The sequence below is a fragment of the Bifidobacterium miconisargentati genome, assembly GCF_019331675.1.
GTDB classification, from domain to species: domain Bacteria; phylum Actinomycetota; class Actinomycetes; order Actinomycetales; family Bifidobacteriaceae; genus Bifidobacterium; species Bifidobacterium miconisargentati.
The window spans coordinates 14660-29824 of the sequence record NZ_JAHBBJ010000002.1; the positions used below are offsets into that span (position 1 = coordinate 14660).

The window sequence follows — 15165 nt, forward strand, 5'->3', positions numbered from 1 at the left end:
GCGCGATTTCGGGGGAACGTGCCGTGATTCGACGCGGAAAAGTACAAGAATTTCAGGATTTTGTCCTCAAAACGCTCAGGCCGGTTTGTTTTGTGAGTTTTTGTGTGCGATAATGTTCGTATGATTTCGTCACAACGTCAGCACCTGATCCTGAGCAGGCTGCGTACGCGCGGTGCCGTACGCATCACCGCGCTCTCGAAGGAGCTGGGTGTGTCAGCGATGACCATCCGTCGTGACATCGCCGAGCTGGCGGACAAGGGTCTGCTCAAGCGTGTCCATGGCGGTGCCGTGACCACCAGCACCTTGTTGAGCGAGCCGCTCTTCTCCGTCAAGTCCCAAATGGACATCGGGCTCAAGGATGCCATCGCGCAGGAGGCCGTCAAGTACGTGGCCCCCGGCGACGTGATCGCCATCGGCGGCGGCACCACGGCGTACGTGTTCGCCCAGCATCTGCTCGAATCGCAGCAGTCCAGCGGCATCACGATCCTGACCAATTCAATCCCCGTGGCCGAACTGGTGCAGGCGCTCGAATCCAAGGACGTCGAGGTGATCGTCACCGGCGGCGTGATCACCCGATCCAACTCGCTCGTGGGCCCCATCGCCGACAAGGTGGTGGCCTCCCTGCGCGTGAACACCGTATTCCTCGGCACCCACTCGGTGTCGATTCCCCGCGGCTTCCTCATGCCGAACTCGCTGGAGGCCGCAACCGATATGGCGATGATGGACATCGCCGATCGCACCATAGTTTTGACCGACCACACCAAGTGGAGCTGCACGTCGTTGTCCCTGTTCGCGCGCTTCGATCAGGTGGACACGGTCATCACCGACGACGGTCTCGATCCCGACTCCGCCGCCAAAACAAAGGATTTGGTCAAGGAACTCGTGCTGGCCCACCAGAGCGAGACCAATGAGGAAAGTGAGTGACACCCATGGCTGATTTCGCCAACTACACCCCTGGGGAGTACGCGAAGAAGCACATCCGCATCACGCCGACGACGCTCGCCGACGGCCGTGATTTCTTCTACCTGGACGACGATCCGGAGTACGTCTCCGGCGCCAAGACCCGCGAGCTCAAGGATCCGCGCCCGCTGGCCTACCGTTTCGCCCCGCACCTGGACGCCGACGGCAACGAAGTGCCGTACGCCGCCCCGCAGATGCGTCGTGATCCGCTCACCGGCGACTGGATTCCGATGGCGACCGCCCGTATGAACCGCCCGATCACCGCCGGCCCCGGCGCCACCGCCAAGGGCAACCCGCTGGCCGCCCGCAAGCCCGGCGACCCGTACCAGGACGGCGAGGTGCCGGACACCGATTACAACGTCGTGGTGTTCGAGAACCGCTTCCCGTCGATGGTGCGCGTGCCCGGCGTCTCCGAGGATGTGACCTACGTGGACGGCAACCCGCTGTGGGAGAAGAAGCTCGCCGCCGGCCGCTGTGAGGTCATCTGCTTCGACCCGAACGAGCACGGCCTGCCGGCCGACCTGCCGGTCTCCCGCCTGCGCACGGTGGTGGAGGCTTGGGCCTTCCGTACCGCCGAGATCTCCAAGATGGAGGGCATCGAGCAGATCTTCCCGTTCGAGAACCACGGCCAGGAGATCGGCGTCTCCCTCGCCCACCCGCACGGCCAGGTCTACTGCTACCCGTTCATCGCCCCGAAGATGGAGAAGGAACTCCAGCACACCGAGGCCTACCACGAGAAGACCGGCGGCAACCTCCTCAAGGACATCATGAACGCCGAGCTCGAAGCCGGCGAACGCATCGTGATGCGCAACCACAGCTGGGTCGCCTACGTGCCGGCCGCCGCCCGCTGGCCCCTCGAGGTCCATGTGGCCCCGGTGCGCGACGTGCTCACCCTCGACGAGCTCAACGACGACGAGCGCTGGGATCTGGCCTCCATGTACTCGCACCTGCTCAAGCGCGGCAACGCCTTTTTCGACAAGGGCGACGGCAAGGGCATGGACCTGCCGTACATCGCCGCCTGGCACCAGGCTCCGATCCACGACAAGCGCCGTGAGAACTACCGCCTCAACCTGCAGTTCTTCTCCTTCCGCCGCGCCGCCAACAAGATCAAGTACCTGGCTGGTTCCGAGTCCGGCATGGCCGCCTGGATCTCCGACACCACGCCGGAGCTCATCGCCAAGCGTTTCCACGAGCTCGGCGACATCGACATCGCCGACTGATGCACTATCGAGGCTCCCTCAGCCCGTTTGCGGGCGGCTTCCTTCAGGAAGAGGAGCCTCGATATATGAACACGTATAGAAAGAAAAACACCAATGACTGCTGTTGAATTCATCGAACCGATCTCCCATGAAGCCGGCGTGGAGCAGGCCGAGGCCCTGTTCTCCAAGACGTACGGCTCCAAGCCGGAGGGCGTGTGGGCCGCTCCGGGCCGTGTGAACCTCATCGGCGAGCACACCGACTACAACGCCGGCCTGTGCCTGCCGATCGCTCTGCCGCACCGCACGTTCATCGCCCTCTCCCCGCGCGAGGACACCAAGGTGCGCGTGGTCTCCGACGTGGCTCCGGACAAGGTGGCCGAAGCCGATCTCGAAGGGCTCCAGGCCCGCGGCGTGGACGGCTGGTCCGCCTACCCGACCGGCGTGGCCTGGGCGCTGCGCGAGGCCGGTTTCAGCAAGGTCCAGGGCTTCGACGCCGCGTTCGTCTCCTGCGTGCCGCTGGGAAGCGGCCTGAGCTCCTCCGCCGCCATGACCTGCTCCACCGCGCTGGCCCTCGATGACGTGTACGGTCTGGGCTACGGCGATTCCGACGCCGGCCGCGTGACCCTAATCAACGCCGCCATCAAGTCCGAGAACGAGATGGCCGGCGCATCCACCGGCGGCCTCGACCAGAACGCATCCATGCGCTGCACCGCCGGACACGCGCTGCTGCTCGACTGCCGCCCGGAGCTCACCCCGCTGGAGAACGTCTCCCAGCAGGAGTTCGACCTGGACAAGTACGGCCTCGAACTGCTCGTGGTGGACACCCAGGCCCCGCACCAGCTCAACGACGGCCAGTACGCCCAGCGCCGCGCCACCTGCGAGGAGGCCGCCAAGATCCTTGGCGTGGCCAACCTGCGCGTCACCGCCGACGGCATCGCCAAGGCCGACGACCCGTTCCAGGCCCTCAAGGAGACGCTGGACGCCCTGCCGGACGAGACCATGAAGAAGCGCGTGCGCCACGTGGTCACCGAGATCGAGCGCGTGCGCTCCTTCGTGCACGCCTTCGCCAACGGCGACATCGAGGCCGCGGGCCGTCTGTTCAACGCCTCCCACGATTCCCTGGCCGCCGACTACGAGGTCACCGTGCCCGAGCTCGACGTGGCCGTGGACGTGGCCCGCCACAACGGCGCCTACGGCGCCCGCATGACCGGCGGCGGCTTCGGCGGCTCCATCATCGCCCTGGTCGACAAGGGTCGCAGCCACGAGGTCGCCCAGGCCATCGCCGACGAATTCGAAAAGCGCGGCTTCCACGCGCCGAGGGCGCTTGCTGCCGTGGCGGCGCCGAGCGCGTCGCGCGAGGCGTAGTCACAGTCCAGTGGACTGTGACTAGCCGCGGCCGAGGACGAGCCGATAGGTGAGTCCGAGGTAATGATGAGTCGGCCGAAGGCCGTCCATAATTGCGGGATGTTGCCGCGCCTTCGGCGTCACGCGAAGCGTGAGGCATAGCGTCCCTCTTCCGGCTCCCCTCTCCGAGGGGAGCTGTCCGCGAAGCTGACTGAGGGGAGCCCTCCGCGACACGCGCGGCCGTACTTACGAAAAATCGAAAAACGTATTACGGTGACTTTCTGTTTTGAATAATCGCATGCCAACCGGCGTATCACTTGCCGGAGGGCATGCGATTTTTTGTTGCCGAATGTGACCCGGACGTTAGGGGTTTTCGGCGCCTGCCAATGAAGTCGCACACCGTGACCCGCGGAATCATCGCGGGTCACGGTGGGCTGCGGCATGCATGGCGCGCGCCGCGCGACGGCAGCGAATACAGAGATACGGAAGAGGATCCCGTTGTCCGAGAAGCAGACAACCATTCGTAATACCCAATTTGACGATTCCGCATTCGTCCAGGATCAGCACCAGCACTTCGACCACCCGCACAAGGTCATGCTCGGCCTGTACATCAGCGTGTTCCTGGGCATGCTGTCCGAAACGTCCATGAACATCACCCTGCCCGACCTGATGGCCGATTTCGGCATCTCCTCCGGCACCGCGCAGTGGATGGTCGTTGGCTACATGTTGGCCATCGGTGTGGTGCTGCCGTGCGTGGGCTTCATGCTCAAGTGGATCAAGGCCAAGACGCTCGTGCTGTTCGCGCTGGCCTGCTTCCTGATCGGTGCGATCGTATGCACCATCGCGTCCACTTTCCCGATCTTGCTGGCCGGCCGTATCATGCAGGGCATCAGCACCGGCATCGTGCTGCCCACCATGTACGCGGCCATCATGCGTGTGTTCCCGCTGCACAAGATCGGCGCGGCCAACGGCGTGGCGGGTCTCGTTATCATGTTCGCCCCGGTCATCGGCCCGACCATCGCAGGCGCGCTCATCGGCGCGTTCTCCTGGCGTGCGATCTTCGCGCTGTTCGCTCTCGTCGCCGTCGTCGCCATCGTATGCACCGCGCTGTTCTTCGTGACTCCCATCGAACGCACCCGCCCGAACGTCGACGTGCTGTCCATCATCACCTCCGCCATCGGCTTTGGCTGCCTCGTCGCCGGCGTGAGCCTGATCAGCGACATGGGCTTCTCGCCGCTGGTCATCGGCCTGCTCGTGATCGGCGTGCTCGTGCTGGCGTTCTACGCCTACCGCCAGCTGCACATCGCCGCGCCGCTGCTCGACCTGCGCTCGCTCGGCATCGCCGCGTTCCGCACACCGGCCATCATGATCAGCTGTTCGTTCTCCTGCACGCTGGCGTTCATGTACCTGGTGCCGCAGGAACTGCAGCGCGGCATGGGCCTGAGCTCCACCGTCGCCGGCCTGCTCATGCTGCCCGGTGGCGTGATCAACGCGCTGTGCACGCTGGCCGCCGGCCGACTGTTCGATCGTTACGGCGCGAAGAAGCTGGTCTGGATCGGCTCGGTGCTGACCATCATCGGCGGCGCGCTGTTCTGCGCCATCGGTGTTTCGACGCCCGTCATGCTGTTCCTCGCCGCGCACATCATCGTGATGGTCGGCATCCCGTTCATCCAGCAGTCCTCGCAGTCCGCGGCGCTCAAGTCGCTGCCCGGCCACATGGCGGCGGACGGCAGCACGATCATGAACACCATGCAGCAGGTGTGCGGCGCCATCGCCACCGCCGTGGCCACCTGCCTGCTCGGCCTCGGCCAGACGAACTACGCGGCGGCGGGCGGCGCGAACCCCGCCCAGGGCTTCGTGGATGGTTCCCGTTACGGCTACCTGTTCGGCATGGTGCTGGTGGTCATCGTGCTGGCATGCTCCTTCCTGCTCAAGGAACAGCAGGACGAGCCCAAGCTCGTGCCGGTGCACGTGGATATCGAAAAGCTGGCCGCGTGACGGCTCTGTCCCGCTGAGACGTAACGCGCATCGTAACGGGTGTCTCCCTATACTGGGAAGACACCCGTTTTTCGTTTCAACGACCAGGGAGCGCCATGAACAAGGCCATCATCACCGTCGTCGGCCAGGATACCGTCGGCATCATCGCACGAGTCTGCACTTACCTTTCCAATCATCACGTCAACGTTCTCGACATCTCGCAGACCATCATCGATGGCTTCTTCAACATGATGATGATCGTGGACTACTCCGCCTCCGACAAGGAATTCAGCGCCATGGTCGGCAATCTCGAGGATCTCGGCGACGACATCGGCGTGCGCATCCGCTGCCAGCGCGAGGAGATCTTCACCAAGATGCACCGCATCTGATCTCGCCGGACCGAACCGAAAGGAAACACCATGCTGAATATCATGGAGGTCCACGAGACCAATCAGATGATCGAGCAGGAGAAGCTCGACGTGCGCACCATCACCATGGGCATCTCGCTGCTCGACTGCGCGGCGGACACGGTCGAGAAGACCTGCGACAACATCTACCGCAAGATCACCACCTACGCCAAGGACCTCGTCTCCACCGGCCAGGCCATCGAAAGCGACTACGGCATCCCGATCGTCAACAAGCGCATCACCGTCACCCCGATCTCGCTTGTCGGCGCCAGCTGCTGCAAGACCAGCGAGGACTTCGTCCAAATCGCCCACGCGCTCGACAAGGCGGCCAAGGAGGTCGGCGTCGATCTCATCGGCGGCTACTCGGCGCTCGTCTCCAAGGCCATGACCCCGGCCGAGGAACTGCTCATTCGCTCCCTGCCGCAGGCCCTCTCCGAGACGGACATCGTCTGTTCCTCGGTCAACGTGGGTTCCACCAAGACCGGCATCGACATGAACGCGGTGGAACTGCTCGGCCACATCATCAAGGACATCTCCGAACGCACCGCGGACAACGACTCCTACGGCTGTGTGAAGTTCGTGGCCTTCTGCAACGTGCCGGACGACAACCCGTTCATGGCCGGCGGCTTCCACGGCGTGACCGAAGGCGACGCGGTGATCAACGTGGGCGTCTCCGGACCGGGCGTGGTCTCCCGCGCGCTCGACGCCGCCAAGGGCAAGGACTTCGAGTTCCTGTGCGAGACCATCAAACGCACCGCCTTCAAGATCACCCGTGTGGGCCAGCTGGTGGCCCAGGAGGCGTCCCGCAGGCTCGGCGTGCCGTTCGGCATCATCGACCTCTCGCTCGCCCCGACCCCGGCCGTGGGCGATTCGGTGGGTGAGGTGCTGGAGAAGATCGGTCTCGAGCAGGTCGGCGCCCCCGGTACCACCGCGGCGCTGGCGATGCTCAACGACCAGGTCAAGAAGGGCGGCATCATGGCGTCCAGCTATGTGGGCGGCCTGTCCGGCGCGTTCATCCCGGTCTCCGAGGACAAGAACATGATCGACGCCGCCGCATCCGGATGCCTGACCATCGAAAAGCTCGAGGCCATGACCTGCGTGTGCTCGGTGGGCCTCGACATGATCGCCATCCCCGGCGACACCTCGGCGGCCACCATCTCCGGCCTCATCGCGGACGAGGCGGCCATCGGCATGGTCAACCAGAAGACCACCGCCGTGCGCGTGATTCCCGTGGCCGGCAAGGGCGTGGGCGAGATGGCCAACTTCGGCGGCCTCATGGGCTACGCGCCCATCATGCCGGTCAACCAGACCAGCTGCGAGGCGTTCGTGACGCGCGGCGGCCGCATTCCCGCGCCGATCCATTCGTTCAAGAACTGACCGTCTGCCGCCGTCGTTCCGTAGCCGGACAATGGACGTCGTCTCAGCGTACGTTTTCCGTGGTTTTACGTGACGTTCCCACGCTTTGCGTACGCTAAGCGAATGCCAGTGTACGCAAAATGTGGGCAACCTCGGTAAACCCACGGAAAACGTACGCTAAGACGACGGTTTTCGCGGAGCGGGCGGGACGACGGGGAGGAAAGAGCGGTGCGGTGTGCGGGCGTCCGTCTACGTGCCGTAATCGCCGTATTGCCTGATCTGGGGCACTCCGGCGTCCTTGAGCATGTGAAACAGTTTGTTGGACAGTGTGTCTTCATAGGTGCAGTGCAGGATGCATGTCACTCCGGCGGCACGAAGCGTGCGATCACGTTCCTTCTGCTCCCTGAGTACCTGCTTGACTGTCCGTCTGCCGGTCATCGACGCATCCGCGTATTTCGCCATGCCGTCGTACTCGAGAACGATTACCCGTCCGTCATGCAGCCGCCACATGAAATCGGTCCGATACCGGCGTGCGGGGAACACCGGATCGTTGACCTCCACCTGGAGTAGGGGAGTGGCGAATCCGTTGATGATGATATAGGCGCGGACTTGCGATTCGCCGCCGTTTTCGCTGGAACCGTCCACGTAATGCAGCAGATTGCGTATCGGAGCGATATCCACGCGGCGCCGTTTACAGGCGTCGGCCACCAACTGCAGATCCATGTGCTGCCGTGCCGCGGAGTCGAAAATCGGAAGTGCCTGCGCGAACGAGAGTGAGACGGCGCAATCCGTCAACGTGCGCGCCGGCTCGGTCACCAAGATGCCCGACTGCAGCCGGGCGTTGACGGACATCATGAAAACGTGCTCGATCCGATATGCATCGGCATCGGTGGATGCCGTGCCTTGCGCGGACCGCGAATGACGGCCCGTCGTATCGGCTACGAACATACGGCGCCGGTGCAGATTCCAGGAATGGTCGTAACCATATGCGTCGGCGGCGGTCAGTCCCGCGAACACCCACTTCGGATGCAGCACGGACAATGCGCGTGCGACATGCATCGAACGTTGGCATTCATTCAACGTTTGCCAGTAGTCGGGGCGCGCGTACAGGTTCGAGTACGGCGACAGCAGCTCGTTGTTCAGGTATCGCCGCCGCAATGCGCGTCGGATGGAATCGGTCGTGCCGACCGCGCACCGTTGCTCGTTTTCCGCTTGCGTAATCGCGGTGGTCACTGCTTTGTGCTGTTTCATCATTCCACGGTAGGGGAATGGACGGCGCATGCCTAATCCGTCTGTTTCGACCCGGTGGATGACATGCCGGGAAATCCAAAAATGTGGATAACTCCCGTCGGCCTGTGAAGACTTCCCACACTTTACGTACGCTGCGCGCCCGTCAGTGTACGTAAAGTGAGGGAAGGCTCCGTGGCTCCGCGCTTTACGTACGCTGAATAGGTGTACGGGGCGTATGGGACCGTTCCGACTGGTACCGTCAGCGTCCGCCGGCGAAGTTCAGCTGACGCCACGCCTCGTAGATGGCGATGGACGCGCAGTTGGTGAGGTTCAGGGAGCGCAGGGACGGGCGCATCGGCAGCCTCACCTGCTCGGCCACATGCGGTCCGGCCATGATGTCCATCGGATCGGGGATGTCGCCCGGCTCCGGGCCGAACAGCAGGATGTCGGTCGGACGGTATTCGATATCCGTGTACAGCTTGGTGGCATGCGCCGTGAACGCGATGATGCGCGAATTCGGCATCGACTCCACCAGGTTCTCGAAGTTCGGGTGCAGCACCACATGCGCCATGTCATGGTAGTCGAGACCCGCGCGGCGCAGCTTGGTGTCGCGCAGGTTGAAGCCCAGCGGCTCCACCAGGTGCAGGATCGTGCCGGTCACCGCGCACAGGCGGATGGCCGAGCCCGTGTTGCCGGGGATGCGCGGGGAGTAGTAGCACAGGTGCGGCGTCACGGTCTCGGTGGCGGCGGCCTTCTCAGCGGACAGCATCGCGTCCACCACGGAGATCGGGTTGCCATGCGCGTCGGTCACCAGTTCGTCGGGCCCGTAGTTCGACTTGCGGTATCCGTATTCGAACATCTTCTCGACCTTGGATTCCGGATTTTCTGGGGTTTGCGGGTTCAGTTCAGGCTCGTTCGTCATAGCTGCTAAGAATAAGAACGATGAACGACACAGCACAGCCCCGCTCCGATCCGCATTCCCGTGAGCTCCACGTCAGGGTTCACGGTGCCTCGGCCGTTCGGACACCAGAGCCGGACGATGCCGCCGCCCGTGAGGACGTGGCGTTGCGTCTGGCCGCATGGTGGGAGGCGAACGCCCGCGATCTGCCCTGGCGCTTCGGCCGGACCACGCCGTGGGGCGTGCTCGTCTCCGAGGTGATGAGCCAGCAGACGCAAATGAGCCGCGTGGTGCCCTACTGGATCGACTGGATGGCCCGCTGGCCGGACGCCCGCGCGCTCGCCGAGGCTTCCAAGGCCGACGTGATCACCGCATGGGGTCGCCTCGGCTACCCCCGCCGCGCCTTGCGGTTGCAGGAATGCGCCCGCGTGGTGGCCCGCGATTACGCCGATGAGCTGCCCCGCACCTACGACGAGCTGACCGGCCTGCCCGGCATCGGCGACTACACCGCCTCCGCCGTGATGAGTTTCGCGTTCGGCGAGCGGATCGCCGTGATCGACACCAATATCCGCCGTGTGCTGAGCCGCGTGTTCCTCGGCGCCGAATCGCTCGGGGGATCGGCCAGTCCCGCCGAACGTGCGCTCGCCGGCCGGGTGCTGCCCGAGGCCGTCCGCGATTCGGTGACGTGGAACCAGTCGGTCATGGAACTTGGCGCCGTGATGTGCACGGCCAAGTCACCCATGTGCGAGGCCTGTCCGGTCGCCCGTGACTGCCGGTTCCTGAAGCTCGGCAGGCCCGGACTGGGGGAGCGGCGCACCCGGCCGCGCCAGCGATTCCAAGGCACCGACCGACAGGTGCGCGGGCTGGTGCTCGCCGCGTTGCGCGGGTTGCCGGCCGGTGCGACGCTCGCAAGGGCCGACGCCGAGACGCTGTGGAAGGACCGGGCCCAGCTCGCCGCCTGCATCGCCAGCCTTGACGACGATGGCCTCATCGAGATGACCCAGGATGGTGCGTTGCGTCTGCCGCAAGGCTGATGTTCTCGTGAAAAACGCCCCATAGCCGTGTGTGTCCGGGTATGCGGCCGTAGACTGGAACCGTTATGGCAGTGCAGAGGAACAATTCGGGCATGAGGAACGCGCGGGGGAGCAAGGCCGGAGCCGGAAGGGCCGGCAAATCCGTCAGGGGCGGCTCCGGCAGGTCAGCCATGCCCGGACGTTCCGGCGCGCCCACACCCAAAAAGCGCCGGCGCAAGATCAGCAAGAAGCAGCAGGCGATCTACCGTCGCCGCCGCATCGTGGTGGGTGTGGTGCTGCTGCTGGTGCTGGCGCTGATCGGTTTCTGCGGCTACAGCCTCGGCCGCGGCATAAGCGCCATCAACACCGCGATCCACCATGACGAGGTGTACGCGATCTCCCGCGAAAGCGTGCCCACGCCGAAGAAAACCAGCAGCGTCAAGGACTGCTCCACCAAGAACCTCTCGTTGCAGCTGTCCTCGAAATCCCAGTCCATGCCGGTGGGCGGCACCATGGAATTCACCGCCACCCTCGTGCACGAGGGCACGGGCAGCTGCCTGGTGGACGGCTCCGATTCGAGCCGCATCCTGACCATCACCTCCGGTAACGAGACCATCTACAGGTCCGACGTCTGCCCCGCCGACTCCCGCCTGCTGCTCATGGCCAAGGGCGACAAGGACTCCCAGCAGATGAAGTGGAACGGCAACGCGAACGCCACGCTCACCGAATGCACGGACGAGTCCGACTGGCCCACGGTCAACGCCGGCACGTACGTGGCGCAGCTGAGCCTCAAGGACGATCCGAAGGTCAAGAGCGAGAAGGTCGTGTTCACCGTCCAGTAGGGGAGGTGAAAGACATGGGGCGCTTCGGTTTCCGGCCCCTGCGCCGGGAAGGTTCCGGCCCCTTGATTTGTCGCTCCATAGCGCTAATATTGAGATTTTGCATAGGGTATGTCATATTGCGGGCATGCCATCGACAATGAAGCGTCCGCATAGGCATATGGTGGCCATGCCGGCGCTCCCAGGGGAAATTACTCAATAAGCGAGCGATAAGGAACGTCCATTGGCTAACACAGCTACGACGAACACCACCACCATCATCGCACGCGCCGACCAGCATGACATCGATCTGCACAAGGCGTCGGACCGCGTGAACTTCGGTTCCATCAAGGAACCCATCGATGTGCCCTACCTGCTGGGCGTGCAGACCGACAGCTTCGACTGGCTGATCGGCAACGAGCGCTGGAAGGCGCGCGTGGAGCAGGATGAGAAGAACGGCACCAACACCGTTCCCCACGTCTCCGGTCTTGACGAGGTCTTCAACGAGATCTCCCCGATCGAGAACTTCGCGCAGACCATGTCCCTGACCTTCTCAGATCCGTACTTCGAGGAGCCCCGTCACACCGTGCAGGAGTGCAAGGAGAAGGACTACACCTACTCCGCCCCGCTGTACGTGAACGCCGAGTTCGAGAACGGCGACACCGGCGAGATCAAGTCCCAGACCGTGTTCATGGGCGACTTCCCGCTGCAGACCCCGCACGGCACCTTCATCATCGGCGGCACCGAGCGAGTCATCGTCTCCCAGCTCGTGCGCTCCCCGGGCGTCTACTTCGACCGCCAGCAGGACCGCACCTCCGACAAGGAGGTCTTCGGCGCGAAGATCATCCCGTCCCGCGGCGCCTGGCTCGAGTTCGAGATCGACAAGAAGGACCAGCCGCAGGTGCGCGTGGACCGCAAGCGCAAGCAGTCCGCCATCGTCTTCCTCATGGCCATCGGCATGACCAAGCCCGAGATCCGCGAGGCCTTCAAGGACTACCCGCTGGTGCTCGACGCCCTGGACCGCGAGACCCTGGAGACCCAGGACGAGGCCCTGGTCGACCTGTACCGCAAGATCCGTCCGGCCGACACCCCCACCCCCGAGTCCGGCAAGAACCTGCTCGACTCCTTCTACTTCAACACCAAGCGCTACGACCTGGCGCGCGTGGGCCGTTACAAGATCAACCGCAAGCTCGGCCTGTCCGCCGACTTCAACGACCGTTCCCTGCACCGCGAGGACATCATCGCCACCATCAAGTACCTAGTGGCCCTGCATGACGGCGCCGCCACCTTCCCGGGCAAGCGCAACGGCGAGGACGTGGACCTGCGCGTGGACGTGGACGATATCGACCACTTCGGCAACCGTCGTATCCGCCAGGTGGGCGAGCTGATCCAGAACCAGCTGCGCACCGGCCTGTCCCGTATGGAGCGCGTGGTGCGCGAGCGCATGACCACGCAGGACGCCGAGGCCATCACCCCGCAGTCCCTGATCAACATCCGCCCGGTGAACGCCACCATCAAGGAGTTCTTCGGCACCTCCCAGCTCTCCCAGTTCATGGATCAGAACAACCCGCTCTCCGGCGTGACGAACAAGCGTCGTCTCTCCGCCCTGGGCCCCGGTGGTCTGTCCCGCGACCGCGCCTCCATGGAGGTGCGAGACGTGCACCCGTCCCACTTCGGCCGTATGTGCCCGATCGAGTCTCCTGAAGGCCCGAACATCGGTCTGATCGGTTCCCTGGCTACCTTCGGCCGCGTGAACCCGTTCGGCTTCATCGAGACCCCGTACCGCAAGGTCGTCAACGGCCATGTGACCGACGAGGTCGAGTACATGACCGCCGACCGCGATCTCGACCACGTGATCGCCCAGGCCAACCAGGAGCTGGACGAGAACGGCAACTTCGTGCAGAAGTCCGCCCTTGCCCGAGTGGGCGAGGAAGAGGCAGTCGATGTGCCCGTGAGCTCCGTGGACTACATGGACGTCTCCCCGCGCCAGATGGTCTCCCTCGGTGCCTCCCTGATCCCGTTCCTGGAGCACGACGAGGGCCACCGAGCGCTGATGGGTACCAACATGCAGCGTCAGGCCGTGCCGCTGATCGAGTCCGAGCGCCCGCTGGTGGGCACCGGTTCCGAATGGCGCGCCGCCAACGACTCCGGCGACGTCATCAAGGCCGACAAGGACGGCGTGGTGACCTATGTCTCCGCCGACCTGATCCGCGTGATGAACGACGACGGCACCACCAGCTCCTACAAGCTGGCCAAGTTCCAGCGTTCCAACCAGACCACCTGCTACAACCAGCGCCCGATCGTCCACGACGGCGAGCGTGTGGAGGCCGGTTCGGTTCTGGCCGACGGCCCCGCCATCCAGAACGGCGACCTGGCCCTGGGCAAGAACCTGCTCATCGCCTTCATGCCGTGGAACGGCTACAACTACGAGGACGCCGTGATCATCTCTCAGCGCCTCGTGCAGGACGACACCCTGTCCTCCATCCACATCGAGGAGTACGAGATCGACGCCCGCGAGACCAAGCTGGGCGCCGAGGAGATCACCCGCGACCTGCCGAACGTCGGCGAGGACGCCGTGGCCAACCTCGACGAGCGCGGCATCATCCGCATCGGCGCCGAGGTCGAGGCCGGCGACATCCTGGTCGGCAAGGTCACCCCGAAGGGCGAGACCGAGCTGACCCCGGAGGAGCGCCTGCTGCGCGCCATCTTCGGCGAGAAGTCCCGTGAGGTGCGCGACACCTCCCTGCGTGTGCCCCACGGCGAGACCGGTACGGTCATCGGCGTCAAGGAGATCACCCGCGAGGATGCCGAGGAGGACGGCGATGAGCTGCCCAACGGCGTGAACCAGATGATCCGCGTCTACATCGCCCAGCACCGCAAGATCACGGTGGGCGACAAGCTCTCCGGCCGCCACGGCAACAAGGGCTGCATCTCCCGCATCCTGCCGGAAGAGGACATGCCGTTCCTGGCGGACGGTACCCCGGTGGACATCATGCTGAACCCGCTGGGCGTGCCTTCCCGAATGAACCTGGGTCAGGTGCTGGAACTCCACCTGGGCTGGATCGCCCATTCCGGTTGGGACATCTCCCTCGACCCGAACCTGGAGGCCGAGTGGAAGAAGCTCATCCCCTCTGGTGCCGAGAAGGCCGAGCCGGGCACCCCGGTGGCCACCCCGGTGTTCGACGGCGTCAAGCCCGAGGTCCTCAAGGGCCTGCTGTCCACCACGCTGCCGAACCGCGACGGCGACCGCCTCGTGGGTCCGGACGGCAAGGCCACCCTGTTCGACGGCCGCACCGGCGAACCGTACGGCAAGCCGATCTCCGTGGGCTACATGTACATGCTGAAGCTGCACCACCTGGTGGACGACAAGATCCACGCCCGCTCCACCGGCCCGTACTCCATGATCACCCAGCAGCCGCTCGGCGGTAAGGCCCAGTTCGGTGGCCAGCGCTTCGGCGAGATGGAGGTGTGGGCCCTCGAGGCCTACGGTGCCGCCTACACGCTGCACGAGATGATGACCACCAAGTCCGATGACGTCGACGGCCGCGTGCGCGTCTACGGCGCCATCGTCAAGGGCGATAACCTGCCGCCGGCCGGCATCCCCGAGTCCTTCAAGGTGCTCCTCAAGGAAATGCAGTCCCTGTCCCTGAACGTCGAGGTGCTCAACGCCGAGGGCGTGGCCATCGACATGAAGGACGAGGACGACGATCCGGCGAACTCCACCGACGACCTCGGCTTCAACATCGGCGCCCGCCCGGACGCGGCCGCCAAGGAAGACCAGAAGGCCGAAGAGCCCGAGTACCAGTGATCCCTCGGGCCGTCCTCGGCCGGGCCCGCCGTCTGCCCCATCATCGGGCGGGCGGGCCCGGCCCGGACGGCTCCCACAGCGTGAACACGCCAAGACGCCGACATCGTCACGATAAGGCGCGAACAAAACTTTTTCTGAAAGAAACGGATTAACAA

General features: G+C 64.5%; 11 protein-coding genes. 9 read left to right on the forward strand and 2 right to left on the reverse strand.

Annotated features, from left to right (window positions below):
- The first annotated feature begins 120 nt into the window (after window positions 1-120).
- The 6 genes from KIH81_RS01370 to KIH81_RS01395 all read left to right on the forward strand — a co-directional run bounded on the left by KIH81_RS01370 (window position 121) and on the right by KIH81_RS01395 (window position 7264).
- The gene (locus KIH81_RS01370) at window positions 121-924 is read left to right on the forward strand and encodes a DeoR/GlpR family DNA-binding transcription regulator (RefSeq protein WP_033891309.1); all 804 of its coding nucleotides are present in this window, start codon (window positions 121-123) and stop codon (window positions 922-924) included.
- Between the two features lie 5 nt (window positions 925-929).
- Window positions 930-2180, forward strand: coding sequence for a galactose-1-phosphate uridylyltransferase (galT, locus tag KIH81_RS01375; protein WP_109057889.1), 1251 nt, complete (start codon window positions 930-932; stop codon window positions 2178-2180).
- A 93-nt stretch (window positions 2181-2273) separates the two neighbouring features.
- Complete coding sequence (gene galK / locus KIH81_RS01380; protein ID WP_214303750.1) at window positions 2274-3524, forward strand: galactokinase; 1251 nt, start codon at window positions 2274-2276, stop codon at window positions 3522-3524.
- 498 nt (window positions 3525-4022) lie between these two features.
- Window positions 4023-5501, forward strand: a complete 1479-nt coding sequence (locus tag KIH81_RS01385; protein ID WP_338024725.1) for an MFS transporter — start codon at window positions 4023-4025, stop codon at window positions 5499-5501.
- Window positions 5502-5596: 95 nt separating this feature from the next.
- Window positions 5597-5869 carry an ACT domain-containing protein gene (locus KIH81_RS01390; RefSeq protein WP_109057887.1) on the forward strand — a complete coding sequence of 91 codons (273 nt, stop codon included), beginning with the start codon at window positions 5597-5599 and terminating at the stop codon, window positions 5867-5869.
- Between the two features lie 30 nt (window positions 5870-5899).
- On the forward strand, window positions 5900-7264 hold the full coding sequence (locus KIH81_RS01395) for a PFL family protein (RefSeq protein WP_214303751.1): 1365 nt from the start codon (window positions 5900-5902) through the stop codon (window positions 7262-7264).
- Between the two features lie 228 nt (window positions 7265-7492).
- Here KIH81_RS01395 and KIH81_RS01400 read toward each other — a convergent pair whose 3' ends face one another.
- Together KIH81_RS01400 and KIH81_RS01405 are read right to left on the reverse strand one after the other, a co-directional pair.
- The gene (locus KIH81_RS01400) at window positions 7493-8494 is read right to left on the reverse strand and encodes a hypothetical protein (RefSeq protein ID WP_214303752.1); all 1002 of its coding nucleotides are present in this window, start codon (window positions 8492-8494) and stop codon (window positions 7493-7495) included.
- A 238-nt stretch (window positions 8495-8732) separates the two neighbouring features.
- On the reverse strand, window positions 8733-9395 hold the full coding sequence (locus KIH81_RS01405) for a tRNA (cytidine(34)-2'-O)-methyltransferase (protein WP_214303753.1): 663 nt from the start codon (window positions 9393-9395) through the stop codon (window positions 8733-8735).
- Between the two features lie 20 nt (window positions 9396-9415).
- On the opposite strand from KIH81_RS01405, the gene KIH81_RS01410 reads away from it, so the two are divergent.
- The 3 genes from KIH81_RS01410 (at window position 9416) to rpoB (ending at window position 15010) form a co-directional block, all read left to right on the forward strand.
- Entirely contained in the window at window positions 9416-10405 is a 990-nt protein-coding gene (locus KIH81_RS01410; protein WP_214303754.1) for an HhH-GPD family protein, read from the forward strand.
- 65 nt (window positions 10406-10470) lie between these two features.
- Window positions 10471-11226, forward strand: a complete 756-nt coding sequence (locus KIH81_RS01415) for a hypothetical protein (protein WP_214303755.1) — start codon at window positions 10471-10473, stop codon at window positions 11224-11226.
- A 220-nt stretch (window positions 11227-11446) separates the two neighbouring features.
- On the forward strand, window positions 11447-15010 hold the full coding sequence (rpoB, locus tag KIH81_RS01420; protein ID WP_214303756.1) for a DNA-directed RNA polymerase subunit beta: 3564 nt from the start codon (window positions 11447-11449) through the stop codon (window positions 15008-15010).
- The last annotated feature ends 155 nt before the right edge of the window (window positions 15011-15165 follow it).

What these genes read in the sequence shown, in the direction of transcription:
- galK (WP_214303750.1), top strand. Translation starts at nt 2,274, where the DNA reads ATGACTGCTGTTGAATTCATCGAACCGATCTCCCATGAAGCCGGCGTG.
- KIH81_RS01390 (WP_109057887.1), top strand. Translation starts at nt 5,597, where the DNA reads ATGAACAAGGCCATCATCACCGTCGTCGGCCAGGATACCGTCGGCATC.
- galT (WP_109057889.1), top strand. Translation starts at nt 930, where the DNA reads ATGGCTGATTTCGCCAACTACACCCCTGGGGAGTACGCGAAGAAGCAC.
- KIH81_RS01415 (WP_214303755.1), top strand. Translation starts at nt 10,471, where the DNA reads ATGGCAGTGCAGAGGAACAATTCGGGCATGAGGAACGCGCGGGGGAGC.
- KIH81_RS01405 (WP_214303753.1), bottom strand. Translation starts at nt 9,395, where the DNA reads ATGACGAACGAGCCTGAACTGAACCCGCAAACCCCAGAAAATCCGGAA.
- KIH81_RS01400 (WP_214303752.1), bottom strand. Translation starts at nt 8,494, where the DNA reads ATGAAACAGCACAAAGCAGTGACCACCGCGATTACGCAAGCGGAAAAC.
- KIH81_RS01410 (WP_214303754.1), top strand. Translation starts at nt 9,416, where the DNA reads ATGAACGACACAGCACAGCCCCGCTCCGATCCGCATTCCCGTGAGCTC.
- KIH81_RS01395 (WP_214303751.1), top strand. Translation starts at nt 5,900, where the DNA reads ATGCTGAATATCATGGAGGTCCACGAGACCAATCAGATGATCGAGCAG.
- KIH81_RS01370 (WP_033891309.1), top strand. Translation starts at nt 121, where the DNA reads ATGATTTCGTCACAACGTCAGCACCTGATCCTGAGCAGGCTGCGTACG.